Source organism: Aeromonas sp. EU05-FHT14A05 (genome assembly GCF_058791175.1).
Genome location: NZ_JBYTDH010000017.1, coordinates 1 through 22151 on the forward strand (window position 1 = coordinate 1; position 22151 = coordinate 22151).

Below are 22151 nucleotides of genomic sequence, written 5' to 3' on the forward strand. Positions count from 1 at the left end.
ATTCAAATTGTTAAAGAGCGTCACGCTTATCGCGTTGAGGAGGCGCATCTTACGCTCCTCACTTCGAAAGTCAAGCGATTGTTTTCGCTTTTCTTTCTGCGCCCACCTCGCAAGGAAGCTGGCTCATCAGTTTGGCGTGTTCCGCCGTGCTGGTAGGGGCGCATTATAGGGAGCCGCGCCGGGATGACAAGGGTAAAACAGCAAAAAATGGCACTTTTTGCTGTTTGGTGGTTCAAACGCCTATTTATCAAACAAAACGCCCCGCATAAGCGGGGCGTCAACGAGCAAGGGTTCGGATTTGCTACCTTTTTGACCAGAACTCCCGGGCAAAGGCGCGTACCTTTTCCCAGTCGGTGAATTCGATGTCCTGGCTGGTATCCGTACTGCCACCGGTGATCGTCATGATCAGCTGGATGATGCGGGTCTGCCACCAGTTGTAGCGGGAGTATCGCAGCGCACCGGCAAACACCCCCAGCGTTTTCGGCTTCCACGGCGAGAGACGCAGAAACTTCTTCATATAGGCATTGGTCTGTGGTGTCTGCTTCTCGGGCTTGCGCGCCGTCAGGTTGACACAGAAGAAGGCGGCGTTGGCCACTTCCAGCTGTTCATGGTGAGCATGAATAAAGCTGAGCAGACTGGGGTGGAAGTTGCCATAGCGGATGGAGGCACCGATCAATACCTTGGCATATTTGCTAAGGTTGCACATCGGCAGGGTGTGCAGATCCTGCATCACCACTTCACATCCTGATATCTCCTCCAGCATGACATCCACAATTTTCCGCGTTTGCCCGTCCCGGGAAGAATAAAGCACCAAAATCTTGTCCATACCAACCTCAACTACGCCAGAATGCAGGAGTAAACAGTACCAGAAGTGTGAATATTTCCAATCGGCCAAACAGCATGGCGACCACCAGGATCCACTGTGCCGTCGCCGAGATATTGCCAAAGTTGCTGGAGACCTCACCCAACCCGGGCCCCACGTTGGTGAAGGCGGCCGCCACAGCCGTAAACGCGGTCACCTCGTTCAACCCTGTCATCAGCAACAGCAGCATGAAGATGAAGAACAGGATGATGTAGGTGGCGAAGTAGCCCCACACCGCCTCGACGATCCGCTCCGGCACCGCGCGCCGCCCCAGCTTCAGGGTATAGATGGCCCGCGGGTGCACCAGCCGCTTGAGCTCGCGCATCCCCTGCAGGAAGAGGATCATGAAGCGCATCACCTTGATGCCCCCCCCCGTGCTGCCGGCACAGCAGCCAATAAAGGCCGAGAACATCAGCAACATCGGCAGGAAGGAGGGCCAGTCGGCATAGCTGGTCGTGCTGTAGCCCGTGGTCGTGCCAAGGGAGACCGCCTGGAACAGGCCGTGGTTGAGCGCCTCCTGCCAGGTGGCGTAGTGACCGTGGAACAGCAGGGAGACGAAACAGATCAGCACCAGCACACCCTGGATCCCCAGGAACACCTTCAATTCGGAGTCCCGAAGATAGCTGCTCAATCGCACTGGCTTGTGGGCGAACACCATGAAATGCAGGGCGAAGTTGACGCTGGCCAGCAGCAAGAACAGCACAGTGATCAGGTTGATGGCCGGGCTGTTGAAGAAACCTATGCTGGCATCGTGGGTCGAGAAGCCGCCCACCGACAGGGTGGAGAAGGAGTGGCAGATGGCATCGAACAGCGTCATTCCCGCCATCCAGTAAGCCAGGGCACAGAGGGTGGTCAGCAACAGGTAGATGAACCAGAGCGCCTTGGCCGTCTCGGCGATGCGTGGGGTCACCTTGTTGTCCTTGACCGGCCCCGGGATCTCGGCGCGATAGAGCTGCATTCCCCCGATGCCCAGCAAGGGCAGCACGGCCACCGCCAGCACTATGATCCCCATGCCCCCCAGCCATTGCAGCAGCTGGCGGTAGAACAAAAAGGCCTTGGGCAGGCTGTCCAGCCCGGTCAGCACTGTCGCCCCCGTGGTCGTCAGGCCGGAGAATGATTCGAAGAAGGCCTCGGAGACCGACATGTTCGGCACGTCGCTGATGATGAAGGGGACGGCCCCCACACTGCCCAGCACCACCCAGAACAGCACCACTATGAGGAAACCCTCCTTGGATCTGAGGTCTTTCTTATGATGGCGATTGGGGAACCAGAGCAGGGTGCCGAGCAGGAGGGCGATGAAGAAGGAGTTCACAAACTCGGCACCGCCCCCATCGCGATACCCAAAAGCAACCATCGCTGGCAGCAGCATGGTCGAGCTGAACAGCGCGACCAAGAGACCGACGATACGAATGATGCTCAGAATCTGCATTCCGGCTCCCCCTTCAGGCTAAAAGAGCGATGGATTCTAGCCATCTAAGGGGCGAAGAGATACCCGGCCATGGGTTCGGTCTGTCATTTCCTGATCCACCTGACTCCAGATGACCGCATCCCAGGCCACCTGCAGACGAACCTGCTGACCATAATCGGCGGCCAGCAACTGGCCCTGATGGGTCGAGATCAGGGCTTCCACCACCCCCATGTCGCCATAGTCGCAGCAGATAAGGGAAGGAGTTTGCTGGCGCTTGATGCGGGTCTCGAGCCGCTTGAGCGCCGCCCCTACCCCGCCGCCATAGGCCCTGACCAGGCCGCCGGTCCCGAGCAGGACGCCACCGTAGTAGCGCACCACCACGGCCACGACCTCGCCGATACCGGCCCCCATCAGCTGGGCCAGCATGGGCTTGCCGGCTGTGCCCGAGGGTTCGCCGTCATCGCTGAAGCCATAGACCTGGCTGTCTTGCGGCGCCCCGGCGACGAAGGCCCAGCAATGGTGCCGGGCCGTCGGGTGCTGCCGCTTCACCTCGGCGATCCAGGCCTTGGCGGCCTCGACCGTCGGCGCATGGGCAATCAGGGTGATGAAGCGACTCTTCTTGATCTCCTCGCAAAGCTCCAGCGGCGCAGCCGGTATGGCATAGTCTGCGGCCATCAGAGCCCTGCTTGCCTGGTGAGGTTCTCCACCCCGTCCCCATGCAGAACCACGTTGTCCTCGATCCGGATGCCACCGAAGGGGCGCAGCGCCTCGACCTTGTTCCAGTTGACCCGTTTGCCCTGCTCGCCGCGGCGTAGCGGCTCCAGCAGGCTGTCGATGAAGTAGAGGCCGGGTTCTATGGTGAACACCTGCCCCACCTCCATCACCCGGGTACAGCGCAGGTAGGGGAACTGCTCGGGCGCCGCCAGATGGGTACCCCGCTCGTCCTGCATGAAGCCACCGGCATCGTGCACCTGCAGGCCGAGGAAGTGGCCGAGGCCATGGGGGAAGAACACATTGGTCACCCCGGTGTGGATCATCTCGTCCACCGACATGTCCACCAGCTCGGTGGCCTGCAGCAAGCGCGCCAGTCTGTGGTGCATCTGCAGGTGCAGCTCGCTGTAACGGCGGCCGGGTTTGATCTCCGCGATGATCTCCTGCTGCTGCGCATCCAGCGCCGCGATGAGATCGGCAAACTCGCCCCGACGCCAGGCCCAGGTGCGGGTGATGTCGGAGGCATAGCCGTGATAATCCGCCCCGGCATCGATGAGGAAGGAGTGGCGCTCCGCATCCGGCACCCGCTGGGTCGACAGATGGGTGTAATGAAGGATGGCCGCGTTGCGGTTGATGGCGACTATGTTGCCGTAAGGCCCCTCATTGGCCCCCTGCCCGACCGCCTTCATGTAGGCGAGGTTGATCTCGAACTCGCTCGCCCCCGCCATGAAGGAGTCCTTGGCCGCGATGTGGCCACGCACCCCGAGTCGATTCGCCGCCCGCAGACACTCCAGCTCATAGGGCGTCTTGTAGGCACGGTGGTAGTGCAGGTAATTGAGCACAGCCTCCGGATTGGGCTGCCCCAATCCCACCAGCTGGGCCACCTCGAGATGACCACCCAGATAGGCCCACTCCTGCTTGTCGGCTGGCAAGTGCTCCGCCACCTGTTCCGGCCTGGTCAGGAAGCGGATGTCGAAGAAATCGACCCAGAAGGCATTGGGCAGATCCGCCACCTTGTGCCAGAAGTCCACCGGCCGGTAGAACAGCAGCACCGGCTTGCTCACCCCGTCCACCAGCAACCAGCAGTGGGGATTGTCCAGTACCGGCAACCAGGCCTTGAAGTGAGGATTGACCTTGAAGGGGTAATCCTGGTCGTCGAGGAAGATGCGGTGAGTCTGGCCTGAATGAATGGCCAGTCCGCTGAGCCCCTGCTGTTGCAGTATGTCGCGGGTGCGCTGCTGCAGGGTGTCGAGATGCTGGGCAAAAAGTTGACTGTAACTGCTCATGGCGTCCTGCTCCGGGCAAATGTGACTTCAGCATAACATCAAGCGAATCAGGGCTCGAGCCGTCAGGCTGCCGCTTCGTGAGGTAACGCATGGGTCAGGGGGTTTTTGTTATGAAACGAAAACCTGCGATTAACAAATAAAGAACAATTCAATACACTGCCGATAGACAGTAGATATCAGCAGTCAGGAACGATTCATGCAAAACCTTTGTCTGTGGACACCGGATCAGGACAGGATGCAGCACTCCAACCTCCACCAGTTCATGGCCGAGGTCAACCACTTCCACGGCCTGCAACTGCGCAGCTACGCCGACCTCTATCAATGGTCGGTGGAGAAGACCACCCGTTTCTGGCCACTGGTGTGGCAGCACTGCGGTGTCAAGGGAGAGCTGGGCGACATAGTGGCGGAGAACCGCCAGGATATGCAGCGCGCCCGCTGGTTCCCCGACAGCCGGCTCAACTTCGCCGAGAACCTGCTGCGCCGCCAGGACGAGAGCCCGGCCATCATCTCCCGCATCGAAGGTAGCCCAAGCCAGACCTTGAGCTGGCGCGAGCTGGCAGATCAGGTCGCCCGGCTGGCTCAGTGGCTGCGCGGCCAGGGCATAGGCCGGGGCGACGTGGTGGCGGCCTATCTGCCCAATATTCCGGAAACCGTCGTTGCCATGCTGGCCACCACCAGCCTGGGTGCTATCTGGACCTCCACCAGCCCCGACTTCGGCGAAGCCAGCGTGGTGGAGCGCTTCGGCCAGACCCGGCCCAGGGTGCTGTTTTCGGTGGACGGCTATCGCTATGGCGGCAAGGCCATCGACATTCAGACCAAGGTCGCCAGCGTGGTGAGCCAGTTAGACAGCATAGAGCAGACTGTGGTGATCCCCCTGCTGGGCAACCCGCTGCAACTCGGTCACGACTGGCATCAGGTGCTGGCCAGTCAGCCCGGGGCCCAGCTCGCCTTCGAGCCCATGGCCTTCAACGACCCGCTCTACATCCTCTATTCGTCCGGCACCACCGGCAAACCCAAGTGCATAGTCCACGGCATAGGCGGCACCCTGCTGCAGCACCTGAAAGAGCACCAGCTGCACTGCGACATCAAGCCAGGGGAGCGGATCTTCTACTTCACCACCTGCGGCTGGATGATGTGGAACTGGCTGGTGAGCGCCCTCGCCTCCGGCGCCACCCTGGTGCTCTACGACGGCTCGCCGTTTTACCCGGACGGCAACGTGCTCTGGGATCTCGCCCGTGACGAAGAGGTCAGCCTGTTCGGCACCTCCGCCAAGTATCTCGATGCCCTGCACAAGCAGGGTTATGCCCCCATCAACACCCACGACTTGCCACACTTGCGGCTGATCTGCAGCACGGGCTCCGTGCTGTCGCCGGAGGGGTTTGACTACGTCTATCAGCAGATCAAGACAGATGTACAGCTCAGCTCCATCTCAGGCGGCACCGACATCTGCTCCTGCTTCGTCATCGGCAACCCCTTGAGCCCCGTCTATCGCGGCGAGAGCCAGGGGCGCGGCCTTGGCCTCGCGGTGCAGGTGTTCAACGAGGCCGGCCAGCCGGTGCAGGGGGAGAAGGGCGAGCTGGTCTGCACCAAGCCCTTCCCGGCCCAGCCCATCTACTTCTGGGCCGACGAGAACGGCGACAAGTACCACGCCGCCTACTTCGAGCGCTTTGACAACATCTGGTGCCACGGCGACTGGATTGAGCTGACCCCGACCGGCGGCATCCTCTTCTATGGCCGCTCCGACGCCACCCTCAACCCGGGGGGGGTGCGCATCGGCACCAGCGAGATCTACCGCTACGTGGAGCAGCTCGACGAGGTGGAGGAGAGCATCGTCATCGGCCAGCAGTGGCAGCAGGACGAGCGGGTAGTGCTGTTCGTCAAGCTCAAGGCAGGCTGCAAGCTGGACGAGCCGCTGCGCGAGCGGATCCGCCAGCAGATCAAACGGCACTGCACCGCCCGCCACGTACCCGCCCGCATACTGCAGGTGGATGCCATTCCCCGTACCAAGTCCGGCAAGATAGTCGAGCTGGCGGTGCGGGAGGTGGTGCACAACAGGCCCGTCAACAACACCCATGCCCTCGCCGACCCCGAGGTGCTGAACCAGTATCGCGACAGGCCGGAGCTGGCCAGTTGATAAACGACTCATATCCAGAGCAGGCGCCGCAAGGCGCCTCTCTTTTGCCCGTTTTGTGATGAGGAGCTTTTACTCGAGATCTGTTAAACAAATGTTTTAAATAGGTGTTGAAAATGTCTCCTTTTGGATCAATAGTGAGCCTCGCCCCCTGCTGGGGAGAAAGGAGCAAAGCCCCCCACCGCGTGGGAACAAGGAGACACTCTCATGATCTACCAAGGCGAAACCCTGTCGGTCAGCTACCTCGAAGACGGCATTGCCGAGCTGAGGTTTGATGCCCCGGGTTCAGTCAACAAGCTGGATCGCGCTACCCTGCTCTCGCTGAGCGAAGCGATCGCCGCATTAAAGCAACAAGCCGATTTGAAGGGTCTGATCCTCACCTCCGGCAAAGACGCCTTTATCGTCGGCGCCGACATCACCGAATTCCTGGAACTGTTCAGCCTGCCGCAAGAAGATCTGCTCGGCTGGCTGAAAAAGGCCAACGACATCTTCAGCGCCATCGAAGATCTGCCGGTGCCGACCCTGTCCGCCATCAAGGGCCACGCCCTGGGCGGCGGCTGCGAGACCATACTCTCCACCGATTTCCGTCTGGCTGACACCAGCGCCAAGATAGGCCTGCCCGAGACCAAGCTCGGCATCATGCCGGGCTTTGGCGGCACAGTCCGTCTGCCGCGCCTCATCGGCGCCGACAACGCCCTGGAGTGGATCACCACAGGCAAGGATTACCGTGCCGATGACGCCCTCAAAGTGGGTGCCATCGACGCCGTGGTCGCCCCCGCAGCGCTGCAGAGCGCCGCCGTGCAGATGATGAGAGACGCCATCGCGGGCAAGCTGGACTGGCAGAGCCGTCGCGCCGCCAAGAAGGCACCGCTGCGCCTCTCCAAGCTGGAAGCCATGATGAGCTTCACCACAGCCGCCGGCATGGTTGCCGCCGTGGCCGGAAAACACTACCCGGCGCCCATGACCGCAGTCAAAACCGTCGAGGCCGCCGCCGGCATGAGCCGCGACGAGGCGCTCAACGTCGAGGCGCAAGGTTTCATCAAGCTGGCCAAGACCGACGTGGCCAAGGCGCTGGTCGGCATCTTCCTGAACGATCAGCACATCAAGGCGCTGGCCAAGAAAGCCGCCAAGCAGGCGAACAAGGCCACTGGCCACGCCGCAGTGCTGGGCGCCGGCATCATGGGTGGCGGCATCGCCTACCAGTCTGCCAGCAAGGGCATCCCGGCGGTGATGAAGGACATCAACGAGAAGGCGCTGGCGCTTGGCATGGGCGAGGCCACCAAGCTGCTCAACGGCCAGCTCGAGCGCGGTCGCATCGACGGCATCAAGATGGGCCAGGTGCTCTCCGCCATCACCCCGACCCTCAGCTATGACAACGTCAAGCATGTGGACGTGGTGGTCGAAGCCGTGGTCGAGAATCCCAAGGTGAAGGCCGCCGTACTGGGCGAAGTGGAAGGCATTATCGGTGACGACGCCGTGCTCGCCAGCAACACCTCCACCATCCCCATCTCCCTGCTGGCCAAGGGACTGAAGCGCCCCGAGAACTTCTGCGGCATGCACTTCTTCAACCCGGTGCACCGCATGCCCCTGGTAGAGATCATCCGCGGCGAGCAGACGTCGGACGACACCATCAACCGCGTGGTGGCCTACGCCGCCGCCATGGGCAAGTCCCCTGTGGTGGTCAACGACTGCCCGGGCTTCTTCGTCAACCGCGTGCTGTTCCCCTACTTCTTCGGCTTCAACAAGCTGGTCGCCGATGGCGCCGACTTCGCCGCCGTCGACAAGGTGATGGAGAAGGAGTTTGGCTGGCCCATGGGCCCCGCCTACCTGCTGGACGTGGTCGGCATCGACACAGGTCACCATGCCGGTGACGTCATGGCCCAAGGCTTCCCGGCGCGCATGAGCAAGGAAGGGCGCACCGCCATCGACGTGATGTATGAGGTGAGCCGTTTCGGTCAGAAGAATGGCAAGGGTTTCTACGCCTACGAGCAGGACAAGAAGGGCAAGCCGAAGAAGGTGGCCGACGCAGCTAGCTACGAGCTGCTGGCCCCCATCGCCAAGGCGAAGCAGGAGTTCGACAAGGACGCCATCATAGCTCGCATGATGATCCCCATGATCAACGAGGTGGTGCTCTGTCTGGAAGAGGGCATAGTTGCCACGCCAGCCGAAGCCGACATCGCGCTGGTCTACGGTCTGGGCTTCCCTCCCTTCCGCGGTGGCGTGTTCCGCTATCTGGACACCATAGGTCTGGATCGCTACGTGGCCATGGCCGACCAGTATGCCGATCTGGGCCCGCTCTACCGCGTCAGCGACAAGCTGCGCGAGATGGCCGCCCAGGGCAAAACCTTCTACTGATTGCGGAAAGGAGATCCATTCATGAAAGACGTAGTCATTGTCGACTGTATCCGGACCCCCATGGGCCGGTCCAAGGGCGGCGCCTTCCGCAACGTGCGTGCAGAAGATCTGTCCGCGCACCTGATGAGCTCCATCCTGCTGCGCAACCCCAACCTAGACCCGAACGAGATCGAGGATATCTACTGGGGCTGCGTGCAGCAGACCCTGGAGCAGGGCTTCAACATCGCCCGCAACGCCGCCTTGCTGGCCGGCATTCCGAAGCAGGTGGGGGCAGTCACCGTCAACCGCCTGTGCGGCTCCAGCATGCAGGCGCTGCACGATGCCTCCCGCGCCATCCAGGTGGGTGATGGGGACATCTTCATCATCGGTGGCGTCGAGCACATGGGTCACGTGCCCATGAGCCACGGGGTGGACTTCCACCCCGGCATGGCCAAATCGGTGGCCAAAGCCTCCGGCATGATGGGGCTGACCGCCGAGATGCTCGGCAAGCTGCATGGCATCAGTCGTCAGCAGCAGGACGAGTTTGCCGCCCGCTCCCATCGCCGCGCCCATGCCGCCACCGTGGAAGGGCGTTTTGCCAAGGAGATCGTCGGGCTGGAAGGGCATGACGCCAGCGGCGCCCGCTTCTTCTACGACTACGACGAGGTGATCCGCCCGGAGACCACGGTCGACACCCTGAGCCAGCTGCGCCCGGTGTTTGACCCGGTCAACGGCACCGTCACCGCCGGCACCTCCTCGGCCCTGTCCGACGGTGCCGCCGCCATGCTGGTGATGAGTGCGGATCGCGCCAAGGCGCTGGGACTCACCCCCCGCGCCAGGGTGCGCGCCATGGCCATCGCCGGCTGTGACGCCGCCATCATGGGTTACGGCCCGGTGCCGGCCACCCAGAAGGCGCTCAAGCGTGCCGGTCTGACCGTCGGCGACATCGACCTGTTCGAGCTGAACGAGGCCTTCGCCGCCCAGTCCCTGCCCTGCGTCAAGGATCTCGGTCTGCAGGATCTGGTGGACGAGAAGGTGAACCTGAACGGCGGCGCCATCGCCCTGGGTCACCCGCTCGGCTGCTCCGGCGCCCGCATCTCCACCACCCTGATCAACCTGATGGAGGAGAAGGATGCCACCCTGGGGGTCGCCACCATGTGCATCGGCCTGGGTCAGGGCATAGCCACAGTGTTCGAGCGGGTGTGATCCAGGGGGCTCACGCCAGGCGTGAGCCGCCATTGTCTTGTTGGGGTCGGCCCGTCCGGCCCGTTGTCGAGTCTGTGGAGCGCGCCACACGGGGTGCGCTCCTGCCGTCGGAATCTGCGTGTTGGCCGGCCCGTTTGGGTCGGCCTTTTTTATTCCGTTATCCCGATCAGGGCCAATTCGGGGGCTATATTGCCCATAACTTCACATTAGAGGGGGGCCTTGCTTGCTTTTTGCTCCCCCGACAGGTTCAATCTGCACAAAAAAATGGGTGGATGCACATACATATGTCAACGAGCAAACAACTGCTTATCGTCGACGACGATCAGGAGATCCGCGAGCTGCTCAACGAATACCTGACCCGGGCGGGTTTCCAGGTATTGACGGCGGCAGGAGGCGACGAGATGCGCCAGCAACTCGCCCAGCACAGCCCGGACCTCATCATTCTGGACATCATGATGCCCGGCGACGACGGCTTTACCCTCTGCCAGCAGATCCGTCGCGACTCCCAGGTCCCCATCATCATGCTGACCGCTGCCTCCGATGAGGCGGATCGGGTGATCGGCCTCGAACTCGGCGCCGACGACTACATCGCCAAGCCGTTCAGCCCGCGCGAGCTGCAGGCCCGCATCAAGGCGCTGCTGCGCCGTGCCGAATTCCGCCAGCCGGAGAAAGAGAAGGAGCCGAGCCGCCGCCTGCGCTTCGCCGACTGGACCCTGGACACCCTGAGCCACCAGCTGACCCACGACGACGGCAGCCTGCTGGATCTCTCCGGCAGCGACGCCCTGCTGCTCGGCATGTTCCTGCAGCAGCCCGGCGTGGTGCTGGACAGGGACACCATCTCCGATGCCACCCGGGGCCGCGAGAGCCTGCCCATGGAGCGCGGCATCGACGTGCAGATCAGCCGCCTGCGCCAGAAGCTGGGTGACAACGGCAAGAGTCCGCGCATCATCAAGACCATACGCGGCAGCGGCTACATGCTGATCGCGGAAGTACACGAGATCCCGTGAAAGGGGAGAGGCAAGCGGCACGGCTCAGAGGCAGGGCCAGATGCTGACTGACAAGAGGCACCCAATCCCATGAGAAGTCGGCGATTCTGGCAGGCACTGATCCCCCGCTCCCTGCTGTCACGGATGCTGCTGCTGTTGCTGCTCGCCATCCTGCTCTCCCAGACCATACTCACCGGCATCTGGATGCAGCAGATCCAGAAGCGGGAGCTGGAGGGCATGCTCAGCACCACCCGCAACCTGGCGCTCTCCGCCGCCTCCACAGTCAACTTCTTCAAGTCCCTGCCGCTGCAGTACCGTCACATCGCCCTGGACCAGCTGCGCAACATGGGGGGCAGCCGCTTCTTCGTCTCCCTGAACGAGGAAGAGATCCACATCAGCGCCATCCCGGACAGCGAGCGCAAGACGCTGGTGCTGAAGGAGGTGGAGGAGGTGCTGACCCGCAAGCTCTCCGACGCCATGGCCATCAAGGTGGACTTCTCGCGCCCGGAGGAGCTGCACGTCTTCAACAACGACACCCTGCTGGCGGATCTGCCCTCCTCCTGGGCCCGCTACACCCTGTCGCTGGAGCCCATCAACCCGCCGGTGCTGGTGACCCAGATCGAGATAGAACCGGGGGAGTGGCTCTATCTGGCGGCCCTGCTGCCCGCCCCCTACATGACGCTGGATGACACCGTCATGCCGAGCAACCAGGTGCGCTTCATCGCCCTGATGACCGTCTTCCTCTGCTTCTTCACCTTCATGCTGGTGCGCTGGCAGACCCGCCCCCTGCGCCGGCTGGCCAAGGCGGCGGTCAACCTCGGCAAGGACATCGACCAGCCCTCCCTCAAGGAGGAGGGTGCCTCCGAAATCGTGGCGGCGACCCGTGCCTTCAACATCATGCAGCAGCGCATCCGCCGTTTCATAGACGACAGGGAGCGGCTGTTCAGCTCCATCTCCCACGATCTCAAGACCCCCATCACCCGGCTGCGGCTGCGGGTCGAGCTGCTCGACGACGAGGCCCAGATAGCCAAGTTCAACAAGGATCTGGACGAGCTGGAGCTGATGGTGAAGGGGGCGCTGCAGACGGTGAAAGAGACCGACATTCACGAGAACCTCGAGCTCATCGACATCAATGCCCTGCTGGAGCAGATGGCGGAGGCCATGAACCTGCACGAGGATCTGCTCACCATAGAGGGGCACTGCAAGTGGCCCTATCGCGGCAAGCTGCTGGCCCTCAAGCGCTGCATCGGCAACCTGGTGGACAACGGCATCAAGTACGGCCATAGGGTGCGCGTCATCCTGATGGATGACGAGGAGATGCTGATCCTCTTCATCATGGACGAGGGCCCCGGCCTGCCGGAGGATCAGTTCGAGCGCATCTTCGAGCCCTACTACCGCCTCAGCACGGATTCTGCCGGAACCGGGCTGGGTCTTGGCATCGCCCGCAACATAGCCCACGCCCACGGCGGCGATCTGGTGCTAGAAAATCGCCCCCAGGGCGGCCTGCAGGCCACCCTCTCCCTACCAAGGCAGTAAAGCTTATGAAGTGGTTGTCGTTCTCTGTCATCGCCCTGTTGTCTCTGCCCGTCGGGATGTTGCACGGATGGCGTGCGGTCGGCACCGACCACTCTCCTTCCATCAAGGCAGTCACAGTATGAAGTTGCTCCCGTTTGCCATTGTCGCCCTGCTCTCCCTGCCCGTCGGCGCCTCCCAGGTGGAGGTGTTGCACTGGTGGACCTCCGGCGGCGAGGCCAAGGCGGTAGAGGTACTCAAGTCGGAATGGGCCGAGCAGGGCAACCAGTGGAACGACTTCGCGGTACAGGGCGGCGGCGGCAAGAGCGCCATGACGGTGCTGAAAAGCCGGGCGCTGGCGGCCAACCCACCGGAGGCGGCACACCTCAAGGGATATGAGCTGCACGAGTGGGCCAGCCTGGGTTTCCTGCGCGACCTCAGCCCCATGGCCGAGCACCTCGGCTGGTACCCGCAACTCTCCCCCATGGTCCGTGACACCCTCAGCCAGAACGGCGCCCTGATGGCGGTGCCCACCGGCATCCACAGGGTCAACTGGCTGTGGCTCAACCGCAAGCTGTTCGAGCGGCTGGGGCTGACACCCCCCACCGACTGGGTCCAGTTCGTGGTGGTGGCGGACAAGCTCAAGGCGCAGGGCGTCACCCCGCTGGCCATCGGCAACGAACCCTGGCAGCTCGCGGTGCTGTTCGAGACGGTGGCGCTAGGTGAAGGGGGCAAGGCCTTCTATCGCAAGGCCTTTCTGGAGCAGGACAGCGCCACCCTGACCGGCCCCGACATGGTGCGGGTGCTGACCCGATTCCAGCAGCTGCGCGCCTATGTACCGGAAAAATACGCCGGCCTGAAGTGGCACCAGGCCACTAACCTGCTGGAGAGCGGCGGCGCCGCCATGCAGATCATGGGGGACTGGGTGAAGGGGGAGCTGAGCGCCGGCAACTACAGACCCGGGGAGGACATCGACTGCCTGCCAAGCCCGGGGAGCCAAGGCCTCTTCAGCTACAACCTGGACTCCATCGCCATGTTCAAGCAGCGGGATCCGGCCCAGCTGCAGGCCCAGGGCGAGCTGGCCAGGTTGTTGATGACACCGCGCTTCCAGGAGGAGTTCAACCGGGTGAAGGGCTCCATCCCAGCCCTCACCAAACCGGACATGAGCAAGTTCGATCGCTGCGCCATCCGCTCCTATCAGGACTTCCTCCACGCCGAGCAGCAGGACAACCTGCTGCCCAGCATGGCAGAGGGGATGGCGGTTCCGACCAATATGCGTCAGGGGATCATGGATGTGCTGAGCAGCTTCTTCAACGACCCCAACGCCAACCCGGAGCAGACGGCGCAGCAGCTGGAGCGCGCCATGCGCTCGACCCGCTCGGGCGCGGAGCAGAAATGACAAAGGCGGACATCGTCCGCCTTTGTGGGTGAATCGTCATCCGATTCAGGATTGATCGTTCTCGTCCTCATCCTCGTCGTAGTAGTCGCTGAGCTCGATCCAGAGCCCCAGCCCTATCATCACCATGGACCCGAACCAGGTGCCGGTGTTTCCGATCGGGCTGCCCAGCACTATCATGGCGAACGACAGGAACCCCATGCCTGCGTAGGCTTGCAATCTGCCGTAGGAGACCTGCATATTCACACCTCCTTGTTGAATATGGTTCAATTTTTATATTACTCATCGGGCAAGGTCTGGATAGAGCCGGATCACACTTTGGTTACATATGCTGCTCGAACACCCTTAGGTTTGATTATTTTTTCGCCTTGAGTATCATTGGCAGCTGAATTGGTTGAAGGTTGATTATTGATGAGTGCTTTATTCTGCGATGCAACTCATGAGTTGGACGCAATCGGGCTTCGTTGCCCTGAACCCGTGACGATAGCGCGCAAGAAGGTGCGGCTGAAGGTTGATTATTGATGAGTACTTTATTCTGCGACGCGACTCATGAGTTGGACGCGATCGGGCTTCGTTGCCCCGAGCCAGTGATGATGGTTCGCAAGAAAGTGCGGTTGATGGCCGAAGGCGAGACCCTGCTGGTCAGTGCCGACGATCCTTCCACCACCCGCGACATCCCGAGTTTCTGCCGCTTCATGGATCACACCCTGATCGCCAGCGAGACAGAGCAGGCCCCCTATCGCTATCTGATCCGCAAGGGTCAATAAGCCCCCTCTCCCCAGGAGCGCACCATGACGATTACCCGAATCGGCACCACGGCCCGCTGGTCTGATGTTGTCATCCACAACGGCACCCTCTACGTGGTGGAAGTCCCCGCCACCGACGAGGCCGACATTCACCAGCAGACCCGCGAAGTGCTGACCAGCCTGCAACGCCTGCTGGAGGCCAACGGTTCCGGGGTCGACAAGATCCTGATGGCCAACATCTATCTCAAGGACATTGGCGACATCGCCGCCTTCAACGCCCAGTGGGACGCCTGGATACCGGCTGGCACCGCACCCGTTCGCGCCTGCGTACAGGCCTGTCTGGCCCACGAAGGCTACAAGGTGGAAGTGCAGCTGACTGCCGCCGTCTAAACAAAGCAGGATGCCTGCCCCCTCATCCCCGGCCCTTCTCCCGCGAGGGGAGAAGGGAGAAAAGAGCGCCGATACCATCGGCCAAGGCATCCATAGCAAAAGGCCCCGCCATCGCTGGCGGGGCCTTTTCGTTACCGGCAACCGGGCGACTCAGGCAGTCGGGGTCAGGGTAATGGTCACCCGACGGTTCTGGGCCTTGCCGGCGGCGGTGCTGTTGGTGGCAACCGGCTGATCCGGGCCCACACCGCTGGTGGAGATGCGGCTGCCGGTCACGCCCTGACCGATCAGCTGGGCGGCGACGGCGTCGGCACGCTGGGCGGAGAGCTTCATGTTCAGCTCGCGGGAGCCGGTGCTGTCGGTGTGACCGACCACGTTCAGGCGAGTCTTGTCGAACTCGGCCACCACCATGGCCACGCCGGACAGGGTGTTGGCACCGGCGGCTTTGAGCTGGGCGCTGGAGCTGTCGAAGGTGACGTTGTTCGGCATGTTGAGGATCAGCTGATCACCGTTGCGGGTCACGCTGACGCCGGTACCCTGCAGCTTCTCGCGCAGCTTGGCTTCCTGCACATCCATGTAGTAACCGATACCGCCACCCAGGGCGGCGCCAGCGGCCACGCCGGTCAGGATCCCCTTCTTGCGATCACCCTTGCTGGAGGAGAGCGCACCCACGGCAGCGCCGGTGGCGGCACCGGCCAGTGCGCCCCAGGCCCCCTTGGAGGTCTGGGATTCACCGGTATAGGGATTGGTGGTGCAGCCTGTCATGGCGATGGTCAGGGCAAGCGCAGGAACCAGTTTCTTGAAATGCATGAAAAAACCTCTGAAAAAGAACGACTCTAGCCGATGGCCGCGCATTCTACCCCAGAGAGGCGCCAGAGTGTGACGCGCGCATTGCGGATATGAACAAGGGGGCCAAAGCCCCCCTGTGTCATGCCGTGAACGGCAGCTGCCTGCCCGGGCAGGCCGGACATCAATATTTGATGTCGCGCGCCTCGTCACGCCCTTCCTGCTTGTTGTCGCGATGCTCCTGACGGCAATCGGCATTGCCCACCAGGCCTTCGCGGCACTCCTGCTTGGCGTCGCGGGATTCCTGACGGGTATCCTGACGCACATCGCGCGCTTCGCGACGCTCCTGGGCCTGTTTGGTTGCCTGTGCAGGCAGGGCAGCCAACAAGGCGGTGGCTGCAAGCAGCGCGAATACGGTCTTCTTCATGGTGGCTCCTTGGCTAAATGAAATACACCGGTTTGGGATGTCTAAATTATACATTGGGCTCAAGATAACCGCCGGACGGGCGCCAGCAGGGCGACCCGACAGGGAGGCGGCTTGTCGGGATCAGTATTTGACGTCGCGGGCCTCGTCGCGGTTCTCTTGCTTGTTGTCGCGGTTGTCCTGACGGCAATCGGCATTGCCGACCAGGCCCTCACGGCACTCCTGCTTGGCGTCACGGGATTCCTGACGACCGTCCTGGCGGATGTCGCGGGCGTCCTGGCGCTGCTCACCCTGATTAGTGGCTTGAGCCGGCACGGCGGCGAACAGGGTGCAGGCGGTCAGCAGGGCGGCGCTCAGGCGGGATACGGAAATAGTCATAAGGACTCCAATGTAAGTTAATACGGCAGCCTGATTCGGCTGCCGTCATGGAAGATGGGTTCGGCGAGCCCCTGCTCTCGAATCAATATTTGATATCGCGAGCCACGTCGCGTGCCTCTTGCTTGTTGTGGCGGTGTTCCTGGCGACAGTCGGCGTTCCCCAGGAACTCCTCCTGGCGGCAATCCCGCTTCTGTTCGCGGGATTCCTGACGGACATCCTGGCGTAGATCCCGAGCCTGTCGGCGCTGTTGGGCTTGTTCGGTTGCCTGGGCCGGCAGGGCCACCGACAGGGTACAGCCGACCAGCAAGGCTGACAGCAAGGCGCTGCGAGCCGGGTGAGGAGTTGAAATGTTCATGACGAGGCTCCCTGGTTGATCGGGCTGAGGTCTGTGGTGCGGGATCAGTATTTGACGTCGCGGGACTTCTCGCGCACGTCCTGTTTCACTTCACGCTTGTCCTGACGGCACTCGTAGTTGTCCTTATTGTTGGCCTGACGACAATCTACCTTGGCCTCATGGATCTCGGGACGGACTTCCTGGCGCACGTCGCGGGCATCCTGACGATCGGCCGCCTGGGCGGGCAGGGTCGCCAGCAGGGAGCAACCCGCCAGGATCAGGGTGCCGAGGGTGCGGTGGCGAAATGAATTCAGTGACATGGGACTGCCTCGTTGATGGGGACTTCGATTTGGATACAGCAATCTTGAACAGGAATGACTGTATCCCGGCTGTACCGGGCGCCGAAAAGCGGTCCCCTGGCCCCGCTGGCAGGGGGCCTGTCGAAGGCTGGTGACGAGAGGATCCTTTACCAGGCCCAGCGCCCGCATGGCGGCGCGGCAGAGGAGGCTGCCGACCGAGGTAAAATCGAGCCGCGTGAACGCCCTCACCATGGCGTCAGATCCTGGCAAGCTGGCCTCTAATCCCAAGGCCAGAAAGGAAGAAGGGAGGCTGTTGGCCTCCCTGCTTGTTCCGCTCCCGATTTAGCCTTGCTGGCACTCGGCGTGGCAGGGGCAGGTCACCAGATGATCGTTCACCATGCCCACCGCCTGCATGAAGGCGTAACAGATGGTGCTGCCGACGAAGGTGAAGCCGCGTTTCTTGAGGGCCTTGGACATGGCATCCGACTCCGGCGAGGTCGCCGGAATGTCGCCGTTGCCCTGGCGCTGGTTGACGATGGGGGCGCCGCCCACGAAGCCCCACAGATACTCCACGAAGTCGATGCCTTCCGCCTCCAGCGCCAGATAGGCGCGGGCGTTTTTGATGATCGACTGCACCTTGAGCCGGTTGCGGATGATGCCACTGTCTTGCATCAATCTCTCCACATCCTGCTCGTCGAACTGCACGATGCGCAGCGGATCGAAGTCGGCATAGGCGCGATGGTAGCTCTCGGTGCGCTTCAGAATGGTGATCCACGACAGCCCCGCCTGCTGGCCATCGAGGCAGAGCTTGGCAAACAGCTCCCGCGGGTCACGGACCGGCCTGCCCCACTGCTTGTCATGGTATTCGATGTATTCCGGGTCTCTGGTCACCCAGGCGCAACGCAGTTCCATTTCCTCTCCCTTGTCATTTCATCGGCCATCAACAGGCCGCTTCCGTCGGCGACATCATAGGGCAAGCGGCGGCATAGCCCCACTAATCCTCTGTAATTTCGCCTATTATCCGACCATGCCAGACGGTATACTCCCTCGGTTCACATTCAGCAAATCTTGCTCTGATTTCATTTCGCGCGAAAAACACTATGCAAAAATTCGATGTCAAAACCTTTCAGGGCCTGATCCTGCAGTTGCAGGACTATTGGTCCCGCCAGGGCTGTACCATCATTCAGCCGCTGGATATGGAAGTGGGTGCCGGTACCTCCCACCCCATGACCTGCCTGCGCGCCCTGGGCCCGGAGCCCATCGCCTGCGCCTACGTACAACCGTCCCGCCGTCCCACTGACGGCCGCTACGGCGAGAACCCGAACCGCCTGCAGCACTACTACCAGTTCCAGGTGATCATCAAGCCTTCCCCCGACAACATTCAGGAACTCTATCTGGGCTCCCTGAAAGAGCTGGGCATGGATCCCGAGATCCACGACATCCGCTTCGTGGAAGACAACTGGGAAAACCCGACCCTGGGTGCCTGGGGTCTGGGTTGGGAAGTGTGGCTGAACGGCATGGAAGTGACCCAGTTCACCTACTTCCAGCAGGTTGGCGGCCTGGAGTGCAAGCCGGTCACCGGCGAGATCACCTACGGTCTCGAGCGTCTGGCCATGTACATCCAGGGCGTAGACAGCGTCTACGATCTGGTCTGGTCTGACGGCCCGCTGGGCAAGACCACCTACGGCGATGTCTTCCACCAGAACGAAGTGGAGCAATCCACCTACAACTTCGAGCACGCCGATGTGGAGTTCCTGTTCCACTGCTTCGAGCAATACGAGAAGGAAGCCCAGCACCTGCTGGCACTGGAAAAACCGCTGCCGCTGCCTGCCTACGAGCGCATCCTCAAGGCCGCTCACTCCTTCAACCTGCTGGATGCCCGCAAGGCCATCTCGGTCACCGAGCGTCAGCGCTACATCCTGCGCATTCGCACCCTGACCAAGGCCGTGGCAGAGGCCTACTACGCCTCCCGCGAAGCGCTGGGCTTCCCTATGTGTCAGCGCACAGAGAACAAGCAAGGTTAAGGAACGGACATGGCACAACATACATTTCTGGTAGAGATCGGCACTGCTGAGCTGCCGCCCAAAGCCCTGCGCTCCCTGGCCGAAGCCTTTGCCGACAACCTCAAGAGCGAACTGACCAAGGCCGATCTGGCCTTCGGCGACGTCGAGTGGTTTGCCTCCCCGCGCCGTCTGGCCCTCAAGGTGAGCGAGCTGGCTGGCGAACAGCCGAGCAAGAGCGTCGAGAAGCGCGGCCCGGCCGTCTCTCAAGCGTTCGATGCCGACGGCAAGCCGACCAAGGCTGCCGAAGGCTGGGCCCGTGGCAACGGCATCACCGTTGAACAGGCCGAGCGTCTGGTCACCGACAAGGGTGAGTGGCTGGTTCACACCGCCAAGGTCGAAGGCCGTCCGGCCAAAGATCTGCTGGGCGAGCTGGTTAGCCAAGCGCTGGCCAAGCTGCCGATCCCGAAAATGATGCGCTGGGGCGACAAGACCATCCAGTTCGTGCGTCCGGTGTTCACCGTGACCCTGCTGCTGGATGGGGATCTGGTTCCCGCCCACATTCTGGGTATCGACTCTGCCCGCACCCTTCGCGGTCACCGCTTCATGGGCGAGAGCGAATTCACCATCGACAACGCCAGCCAGTACCCGCAGATCCTGCAGGAGCGCGGCATGGTGATTGCCGACTTCATGGCGCGCAAGGCCAAGATCAAGGCTGACGCCGAAGCGGCCGCTGCCGCCTTCGGTGGCGTGGCCGATCTGGACGACGCCCTGCTGGAAGAAGTGACCGCACTGGTCGAGTGGCCTGTGGTGCTGACCGCCAACTTCGAAGAGAAGTTCCTGGCCGTTCCCGCTGAAGCGCTGGTTCACACCATGAAGGGTGACCAGAAGTACTTCCCGGTCTACGACAAGAACGGCAAGCTGCTGCCGAAGTTCATCTTCGTCACCAACATAGAGTCCAAAGACCCGAGCCAGATCATCAGCGGCAACGAGAAGGTGGTTCGTCCCCGTCTCTCTGACGCCGAGTTCTTCTTCAAGACCGACCTCAAGCAGACGCTGGCCTCCCGCCTGCCGCGCCTCGAGACCGTACTGTTCCAGCAACAGCTGGGCACCGTGCGTGCCAAGGTCGAGCGCATCGAGACCGTCGCCGGCTTTATCGCCGAGCGCATCGGCGCCAACGTGGCTCAGGCCAAGCGTGCCGGTCTGCTCTCCAAGTGTGATCTGATGACCAACATGGTCGGCGAGTTCGCCAGCACCCAGGGTGTCATGGGGATGCACTACGCCCGTCACGACGGCGAAGACGAAGTGGTGGCCGTGGCCCTGAACGAGCAGTACATGCCGCGCTTCGCCGGTGATGCCCTGCCGTCCGCTCTGGAAGCCTGCGCCGTGGCGCTGGCCGACAAGCTCGACACCCTGGCCGGTATCTTCGGCATCGGCATGCTGCCGAAGGGTGACAAGGATCCGTTCGCCCTGCGTCGCGCCGCCATCGGTGCCCTGCGCATCATGACCGAGAAGCAGCTGGATCTGGATCTGGTTGAACTGGTTGAAGAAGCGGTACGCGTCTACGGCGACAAGCTTACCAATAAGAATGTCGTTACCGACGTGGTCGACTTTATGCTGGGCCGCTTCCGTGCCGCCTATCAGGACGAAGGCATAGGTGCCGACGTGGTGCTGGCCGTACTGGCCCGCCGCCCGACCCGTCCGCTCGACTTCGATCGTCGCGTCAAGGCCGTCAGCCACTTCCGCACTCTGGATGCCGCCCTGGCACTGGCTGCCGCCAACAAGCGCGTGAGCAACATTCTGGCCAAGGTCGAAGGCGAACTGCCGACTGCCGTCAAACCGGAACTGCTGGTCGATGCCGCCGAGAAGGCGCTGGCCACCCAGGTTGCTGAACTGCAAGGCGAACTGGCCCCGCTGTTCGCTGCCGGTGACTACCAGGCTGCCCTCACCCGTCTGGCCGCCCTGCGCGAGCCGGTCGACACCTTCTTCAACGAGGTGATGGTGATGGCCGACGACGAGGCCCTCAAGGCCAACCGTCTGGCGCTGCTGAACAACCTGCGCAACCTGTTCCTGCAAGTCGCGGATATCTCGCTGCTGCAGTGATCTTGGCAGGGTTGAGTGATATTAAAAACGGCGCCGTAAAGGCGCCGTTTTTATTGAGTCCTTACAAATATATTTAACATTCACTAATAAAAAAAGCGGTTTAATGGTGAAGAAATAATTAATAGATCTACCTAATTGGTCCTCCAATGTGATGTAGATTGCCAGTTAGTTGGTCTGAGTTGGTGTCTCCATGACAACTTCCATTGACTGGCTTTTCATCACTCTTAGGGGAATGAAATTCATAACGAATCGTTTGAAACATCCAAGGTCAATATAATCTCTAAGGGCTTTTGTAAACTCTTGTATCTCAGAAAACTTATTTTTAAGGTGCCTATCATATTCGAGCCTTAGCCCTGTTAATTCCCACTCCTGCTCACCTTGGGAGGCTTTTCTAATCTCTATATCTAGCCTGGCTCTTTGTTCTAGCATTGACGCAAGTTGCGCATGATGCGAGTTCAATGCAGTGGTTTGCATTCGGATTAAAAAAAGCTCTGTAGGTCTAAATTTTGCTGGTGTATAAAGTAACGTATTTTCGTAGTCTTGAAGCAAAGCAAGACCATTCAATGTGAATTTCCCCCGAGAAGATAACCCATCAATTTCATTATTTAGAACACCTATATTAACTTGACATCGCATTATATTAGATTCGGTTAGATGATGGATTTGCATTCTAGTCGATTTGTTATAGCTTAATTTATTAAAAAATCCCGAGAGAAGCGATACAAATATCGTAAGTATTGCTCCGACCAACGCACCTAATAAAGCAGCAAAGATCGTGAGGTATAAGTTTGATGTTTTTAATTGCTCTGATAACTCAACAAAGTACAAAAGCTGGGACACCCACCTCATCCCAGCAGATGAT

At 61.2% G+C, this 22151-nt stretch carries 22 protein-coding genes; 10 read left to right on the forward strand and 12 right to left on the reverse strand.

The features are described 5' to 3' along the window. Nucleotides 1-301: 301 nt before the first annotated feature. Genes hemG through pepQ form a run of 4 tightly spaced genes read right to left on the reverse strand, consistent with a single transcriptional unit; the run spans nucleotide 302 to nucleotide 4267 of the window. Nucleotides 302-826 carry a menaquinone-dependent protoporphyrinogen IX dehydrogenase gene (hemG, locus tag AC3WR3_RS18755; protein WP_161507752.1) on the reverse strand — a complete coding sequence of 175 codons (525 nt, stop codon included), beginning with the start codon at nucleotides 824-826 and terminating at the stop codon, nucleotides 302-304. 7 nt (nucleotides 827-833) lie between these two features. Continuing rightward, nucleotides 834-2291 (reverse strand): TrkH family potassium uptake protein, encoded by a 1458-nt coding sequence (locus AC3WR3_RS18760; RefSeq protein ID WP_139438646.1) that lies wholly within the window; start codon nucleotides 2289-2291, stop codon nucleotides 834-836. Nucleotides 2292-2327: 36 nt separating this feature from the next. After that, nucleotides 2328-2945, reverse strand: a complete 618-nt coding sequence (locus tag AC3WR3_RS18765) for a YigZ family protein (RefSeq protein WP_492292877.1) — start codon at nucleotides 2943-2945, stop codon at nucleotides 2328-2330. After that, a complete protein-coding gene (gene pepQ, locus AC3WR3_RS18770; protein WP_492292879.1) occupies nucleotides 2945-4267 on the reverse strand; it encodes a Xaa-Pro dipeptidase in 1323 nt (440 codons plus the stop codon). Before pepQ ends, AC3WR3_RS18765 begins: the two co-directional genes overlap by 1 nt. Nucleotides 4268-4463: 196 nt before the next feature. Between pepQ and AC3WR3_RS18775 the strand changes: the two genes are divergently transcribed. The 6 genes from AC3WR3_RS18775 (at nucleotide 4464) to AC3WR3_RS18800 (ending at nucleotide 13835) form a co-directional block, all read left to right on the forward strand. Continuing rightward, on the forward strand, nucleotides 4464-6401 hold the full coding sequence (locus AC3WR3_RS18775; protein ID WP_492292881.1) for an acetoacetate--CoA ligase: 1938 nt from the start codon (nucleotides 4464-4466) through the stop codon (nucleotides 6399-6401). Nucleotides 6402-6605: 204 nt separating this feature from the next. After that, complete coding sequence (gene fadB / locus AC3WR3_RS18780; RefSeq protein ID WP_492292883.1) at nucleotides 6606-8753, forward strand: fatty acid oxidation complex subunit alpha FadB; 2148 nt, start codon at nucleotides 6606-6608, stop codon at nucleotides 8751-8753. Nucleotides 8754-8774: 21 nt separating this feature from the next. Next, nucleotides 8775-9938: an acetyl-CoA C-acyltransferase FadA gene (gene fadA, locus AC3WR3_RS18785; RefSeq protein ID WP_492292885.1), complete on the forward strand. Its 1164-nt coding sequence runs from the start codon at nucleotides 8775-8777 to the stop codon at nucleotides 9936-9938. A 284-nt stretch (nucleotides 9939-10222) separates the two neighbouring features. After that, nucleotides 10223-10945, forward strand: a complete 723-nt coding sequence (locus AC3WR3_RS18790; RefSeq protein WP_162519278.1) for a response regulator — start codon at nucleotides 10223-10225, stop codon at nucleotides 10943-10945. Between the two features lie 69 nt (nucleotides 10946-11014). Further along, nucleotides 11015-12460, forward strand: a complete 1446-nt coding sequence (locus AC3WR3_RS18795; protein WP_247627758.1) for an ATP-binding protein — start codon at nucleotides 11015-11017, stop codon at nucleotides 12458-12460. A 118-nt stretch (nucleotides 12461-12578) separates the two neighbouring features. Further along, nucleotides 12579-13835, forward strand: coding sequence for an ABC transporter substrate-binding protein (locus AC3WR3_RS18800; RefSeq protein ID WP_492292887.1), 1257 nt, complete (start codon nucleotides 12579-12581; stop codon nucleotides 13833-13835). A 45-nt stretch (nucleotides 13836-13880) separates the two neighbouring features. Here the strand turns inward: AC3WR3_RS18800 and AC3WR3_RS18805 are convergent, their stop codons facing one another. After that, entirely contained in the window at nucleotides 13881-14072 is a 192-nt protein-coding gene (locus tag AC3WR3_RS18805) for a hypothetical protein (protein WP_025328793.1), read from the reverse strand. 281 nt (nucleotides 14073-14353) lie between these two features. On the opposite strand from AC3WR3_RS18805, the gene tusA reads away from it, so the two are divergent. Beyond that, nucleotides 14354-14599 carry a sulfurtransferase TusA gene (tusA, locus tag AC3WR3_RS18810; RefSeq protein ID WP_043128975.1) on the forward strand — a complete coding sequence of 82 codons (246 nt, stop codon included), beginning with the start codon at nucleotides 14354-14356 and terminating at the stop codon, nucleotides 14597-14599. 24 nt (nucleotides 14600-14623) lie between these two features. Then, nucleotides 14624-14968: a RidA family protein gene (locus tag AC3WR3_RS18815; RefSeq protein ID WP_492292890.1), complete on the forward strand. Its 345-nt coding sequence runs from the start codon at nucleotides 14624-14626 to the stop codon at nucleotides 14966-14968. 150 nt (nucleotides 14969-15118) lie between these two features. Here AC3WR3_RS18815 and AC3WR3_RS18820 read toward each other — a convergent pair whose 3' ends face one another. The 6 genes from AC3WR3_RS18820 to AC3WR3_RS18845 all read right to left on the reverse strand — a co-directional run bounded on the left by AC3WR3_RS18820 (nucleotide 15119) and on the right by AC3WR3_RS18845 (nucleotide 18098). Beyond that, nucleotides 15119-15775, reverse strand: coding sequence for an OmpA family lipoprotein (locus AC3WR3_RS18820; RefSeq protein ID WP_247627755.1), 657 nt, complete (start codon nucleotides 15773-15775; stop codon nucleotides 15119-15121). A 160-nt stretch (nucleotides 15776-15935) separates the two neighbouring features. After that, nucleotides 15936-16178 carry a hypothetical protein gene (locus AC3WR3_RS18825; RefSeq protein WP_005323913.1) on the reverse strand — a complete coding sequence of 81 codons (243 nt, stop codon included), beginning with the start codon at nucleotides 16176-16178 and terminating at the stop codon, nucleotides 15936-15938. A 120-nt stretch (nucleotides 16179-16298) separates the two neighbouring features. Further along, nucleotides 16299-16553: a hypothetical protein gene (locus tag AC3WR3_RS18830; RefSeq protein ID WP_005323912.1), complete on the reverse strand. Its 255-nt coding sequence runs from the start codon at nucleotides 16551-16553 to the stop codon at nucleotides 16299-16301. 82 nt (nucleotides 16554-16635) lie between these two features. Then, nucleotides 16636-16908 carry a hypothetical protein gene (locus tag AC3WR3_RS18835; protein ID WP_342059774.1) on the reverse strand — a complete coding sequence of 91 codons (273 nt, stop codon included), beginning with the start codon at nucleotides 16906-16908 and terminating at the stop codon, nucleotides 16636-16638. 44 nt (nucleotides 16909-16952) lie between these two features. Beyond that, complete coding sequence (locus tag AC3WR3_RS18840) at nucleotides 16953-17207, reverse strand: hypothetical protein (RefSeq protein ID WP_202048031.1); 255 nt, start codon at nucleotides 17205-17207, stop codon at nucleotides 16953-16955. Between the two features lie 321 nt (nucleotides 17208-17528). Further along, nucleotides 17529-18098, reverse strand: a complete 570-nt coding sequence (locus tag AC3WR3_RS18845) for a DNA-3-methyladenine glycosylase I (RefSeq protein ID WP_492292893.1) — start codon at nucleotides 18096-18098, stop codon at nucleotides 17529-17531. Nucleotides 18099-18286: 188 nt separating this feature from the next. On the opposite strand from AC3WR3_RS18845, the gene glyQ reads away from it, so the two are divergent. Beyond that, on the forward strand, nucleotides 18287-19210 hold the full coding sequence (glyQ, locus tag AC3WR3_RS18850) for a glycine--tRNA ligase subunit alpha (RefSeq protein WP_139438622.1): 924 nt from the start codon (nucleotides 18287-18289) through the stop codon (nucleotides 19208-19210). 9 nt (nucleotides 19211-19219) lie between these two features. Next, the gene (gene glyS, locus AC3WR3_RS18855; protein ID WP_492292895.1) at nucleotides 19220-21289 is read left to right on the forward strand and encodes a glycine--tRNA ligase subunit beta; all 2070 of its coding nucleotides are present in this window, start codon (nucleotides 19220-19222) and stop codon (nucleotides 21287-21289) included. Between the two features lie 165 nt (nucleotides 21290-21454). On the opposite strand, the gene AC3WR3_RS18860 is transcribed toward glyS, so the two are convergent. Continuing rightward, nucleotides 21455-22129, reverse strand: coding sequence for a hypothetical protein (locus tag AC3WR3_RS18860; RefSeq protein ID WP_492292897.1), 675 nt, complete (start codon nucleotides 22127-22129; stop codon nucleotides 21455-21457). Nucleotides 22130-22151: the final 22 nt, after the last annotated feature.

Coding starts and splice junctions, on each gene's coding strand:
- hemG (WP_161507752.1), bottom strand. CDS start 826: ATGGACAAGATTTTGGTGCTTTATTCTTCCCGGGACGGGCAAACGCGG.
- AC3WR3_RS18760 (WP_139438646.1), bottom strand. CDS start 2,291: ATGCAGATTCTGAGCATCATTCGTATCGTCGGTCTCTTGGTCGCGCTG.
- AC3WR3_RS18765 (WP_492292877.1), bottom strand. CDS start 2,945: ATGGCCGCAGACTATGCCATACCGGCTGCGCCGCTGGAGCTTTGCGAG.
- pepQ (WP_492292879.1), bottom strand. CDS start 4,267: ATGAGCAGTTACAGTCAACTTTTTGCCCAGCATCTCGACACCCTGCAG.
- AC3WR3_RS18775 (WP_492292881.1), top strand. CDS start 4,464: ATGCAAAACCTTTGTCTGTGGACACCGGATCAGGACAGGATGCAGCAC.
- fadB (WP_492292883.1), top strand. CDS start 6,606: ATGATCTACCAAGGCGAAACCCTGTCGGTCAGCTACCTCGAAGACGGC.
- fadA (WP_492292885.1), top strand. CDS start 8,775: ATGAAAGACGTAGTCATTGTCGACTGTATCCGGACCCCCATGGGCCGG.
- AC3WR3_RS18790 (WP_162519278.1), top strand. CDS start 10,223: ATGTCAACGAGCAAACAACTGCTTATCGTCGACGACGATCAGGAGATC.
- AC3WR3_RS18795 (WP_247627758.1), top strand. CDS start 11,015: ATGAGAAGTCGGCGATTCTGGCAGGCACTGATCCCCCGCTCCCTGCTG.
- AC3WR3_RS18800 (WP_492292887.1), top strand. CDS start 12,579: ATGAAGTTGCTCCCGTTTGCCATTGTCGCCCTGCTCTCCCTGCCCGTC.
- AC3WR3_RS18805 (WP_025328793.1), bottom strand. CDS start 14,072: ATGCAGGTCTCCTACGGCAGATTGCAAGCCTACGCAGGCATGGGGTTC.
- tusA (WP_043128975.1), top strand. CDS start 14,354: ATGAGTACTTTATTCTGCGACGCGACTCATGAGTTGGACGCGATCGGG.
- AC3WR3_RS18815 (WP_492292890.1), top strand. CDS start 14,624: ATGACGATTACCCGAATCGGCACCACGGCCCGCTGGTCTGATGTTGTC.
- AC3WR3_RS18820 (WP_247627755.1), bottom strand. CDS start 15,775: ATGCATTTCAAGAAACTGGTTCCTGCGCTTGCCCTGACCATCGCCATG.
- AC3WR3_RS18825 (WP_005323913.1), bottom strand. CDS start 16,178: ATGAAGAAGACCGTATTCGCGCTGCTTGCAGCCACCGCCTTGTTGGCT.
- AC3WR3_RS18830 (WP_005323912.1), bottom strand. CDS start 16,553: ATGACTATTTCCGTATCCCGCCTGAGCGCCGCCCTGCTGACCGCCTGC.
- AC3WR3_RS18835 (WP_342059774.1), bottom strand. CDS start 16,908: ATGAACATTTCAACTCCTCACCCGGCTCGCAGCGCCTTGCTGTCAGCC.
- AC3WR3_RS18840 (WP_202048031.1), bottom strand. CDS start 17,207: ATGTCACTGAATTCATTTCGCCACCGCACCCTCGGCACCCTGATCCTG.
- AC3WR3_RS18845 (WP_492292893.1), bottom strand. CDS start 18,098: ATGGAACTGCGTTGCGCCTGGGTGACCAGAGACCCGGAATACATCGAA.
- glyQ (WP_139438622.1), top strand. CDS start 18,287: ATGCAAAAATTCGATGTCAAAACCTTTCAGGGCCTGATCCTGCAGTTG.
- glyS (WP_492292895.1), top strand. CDS start 19,220: ATGGCACAACATACATTTCTGGTAGAGATCGGCACTGCTGAGCTGCCG.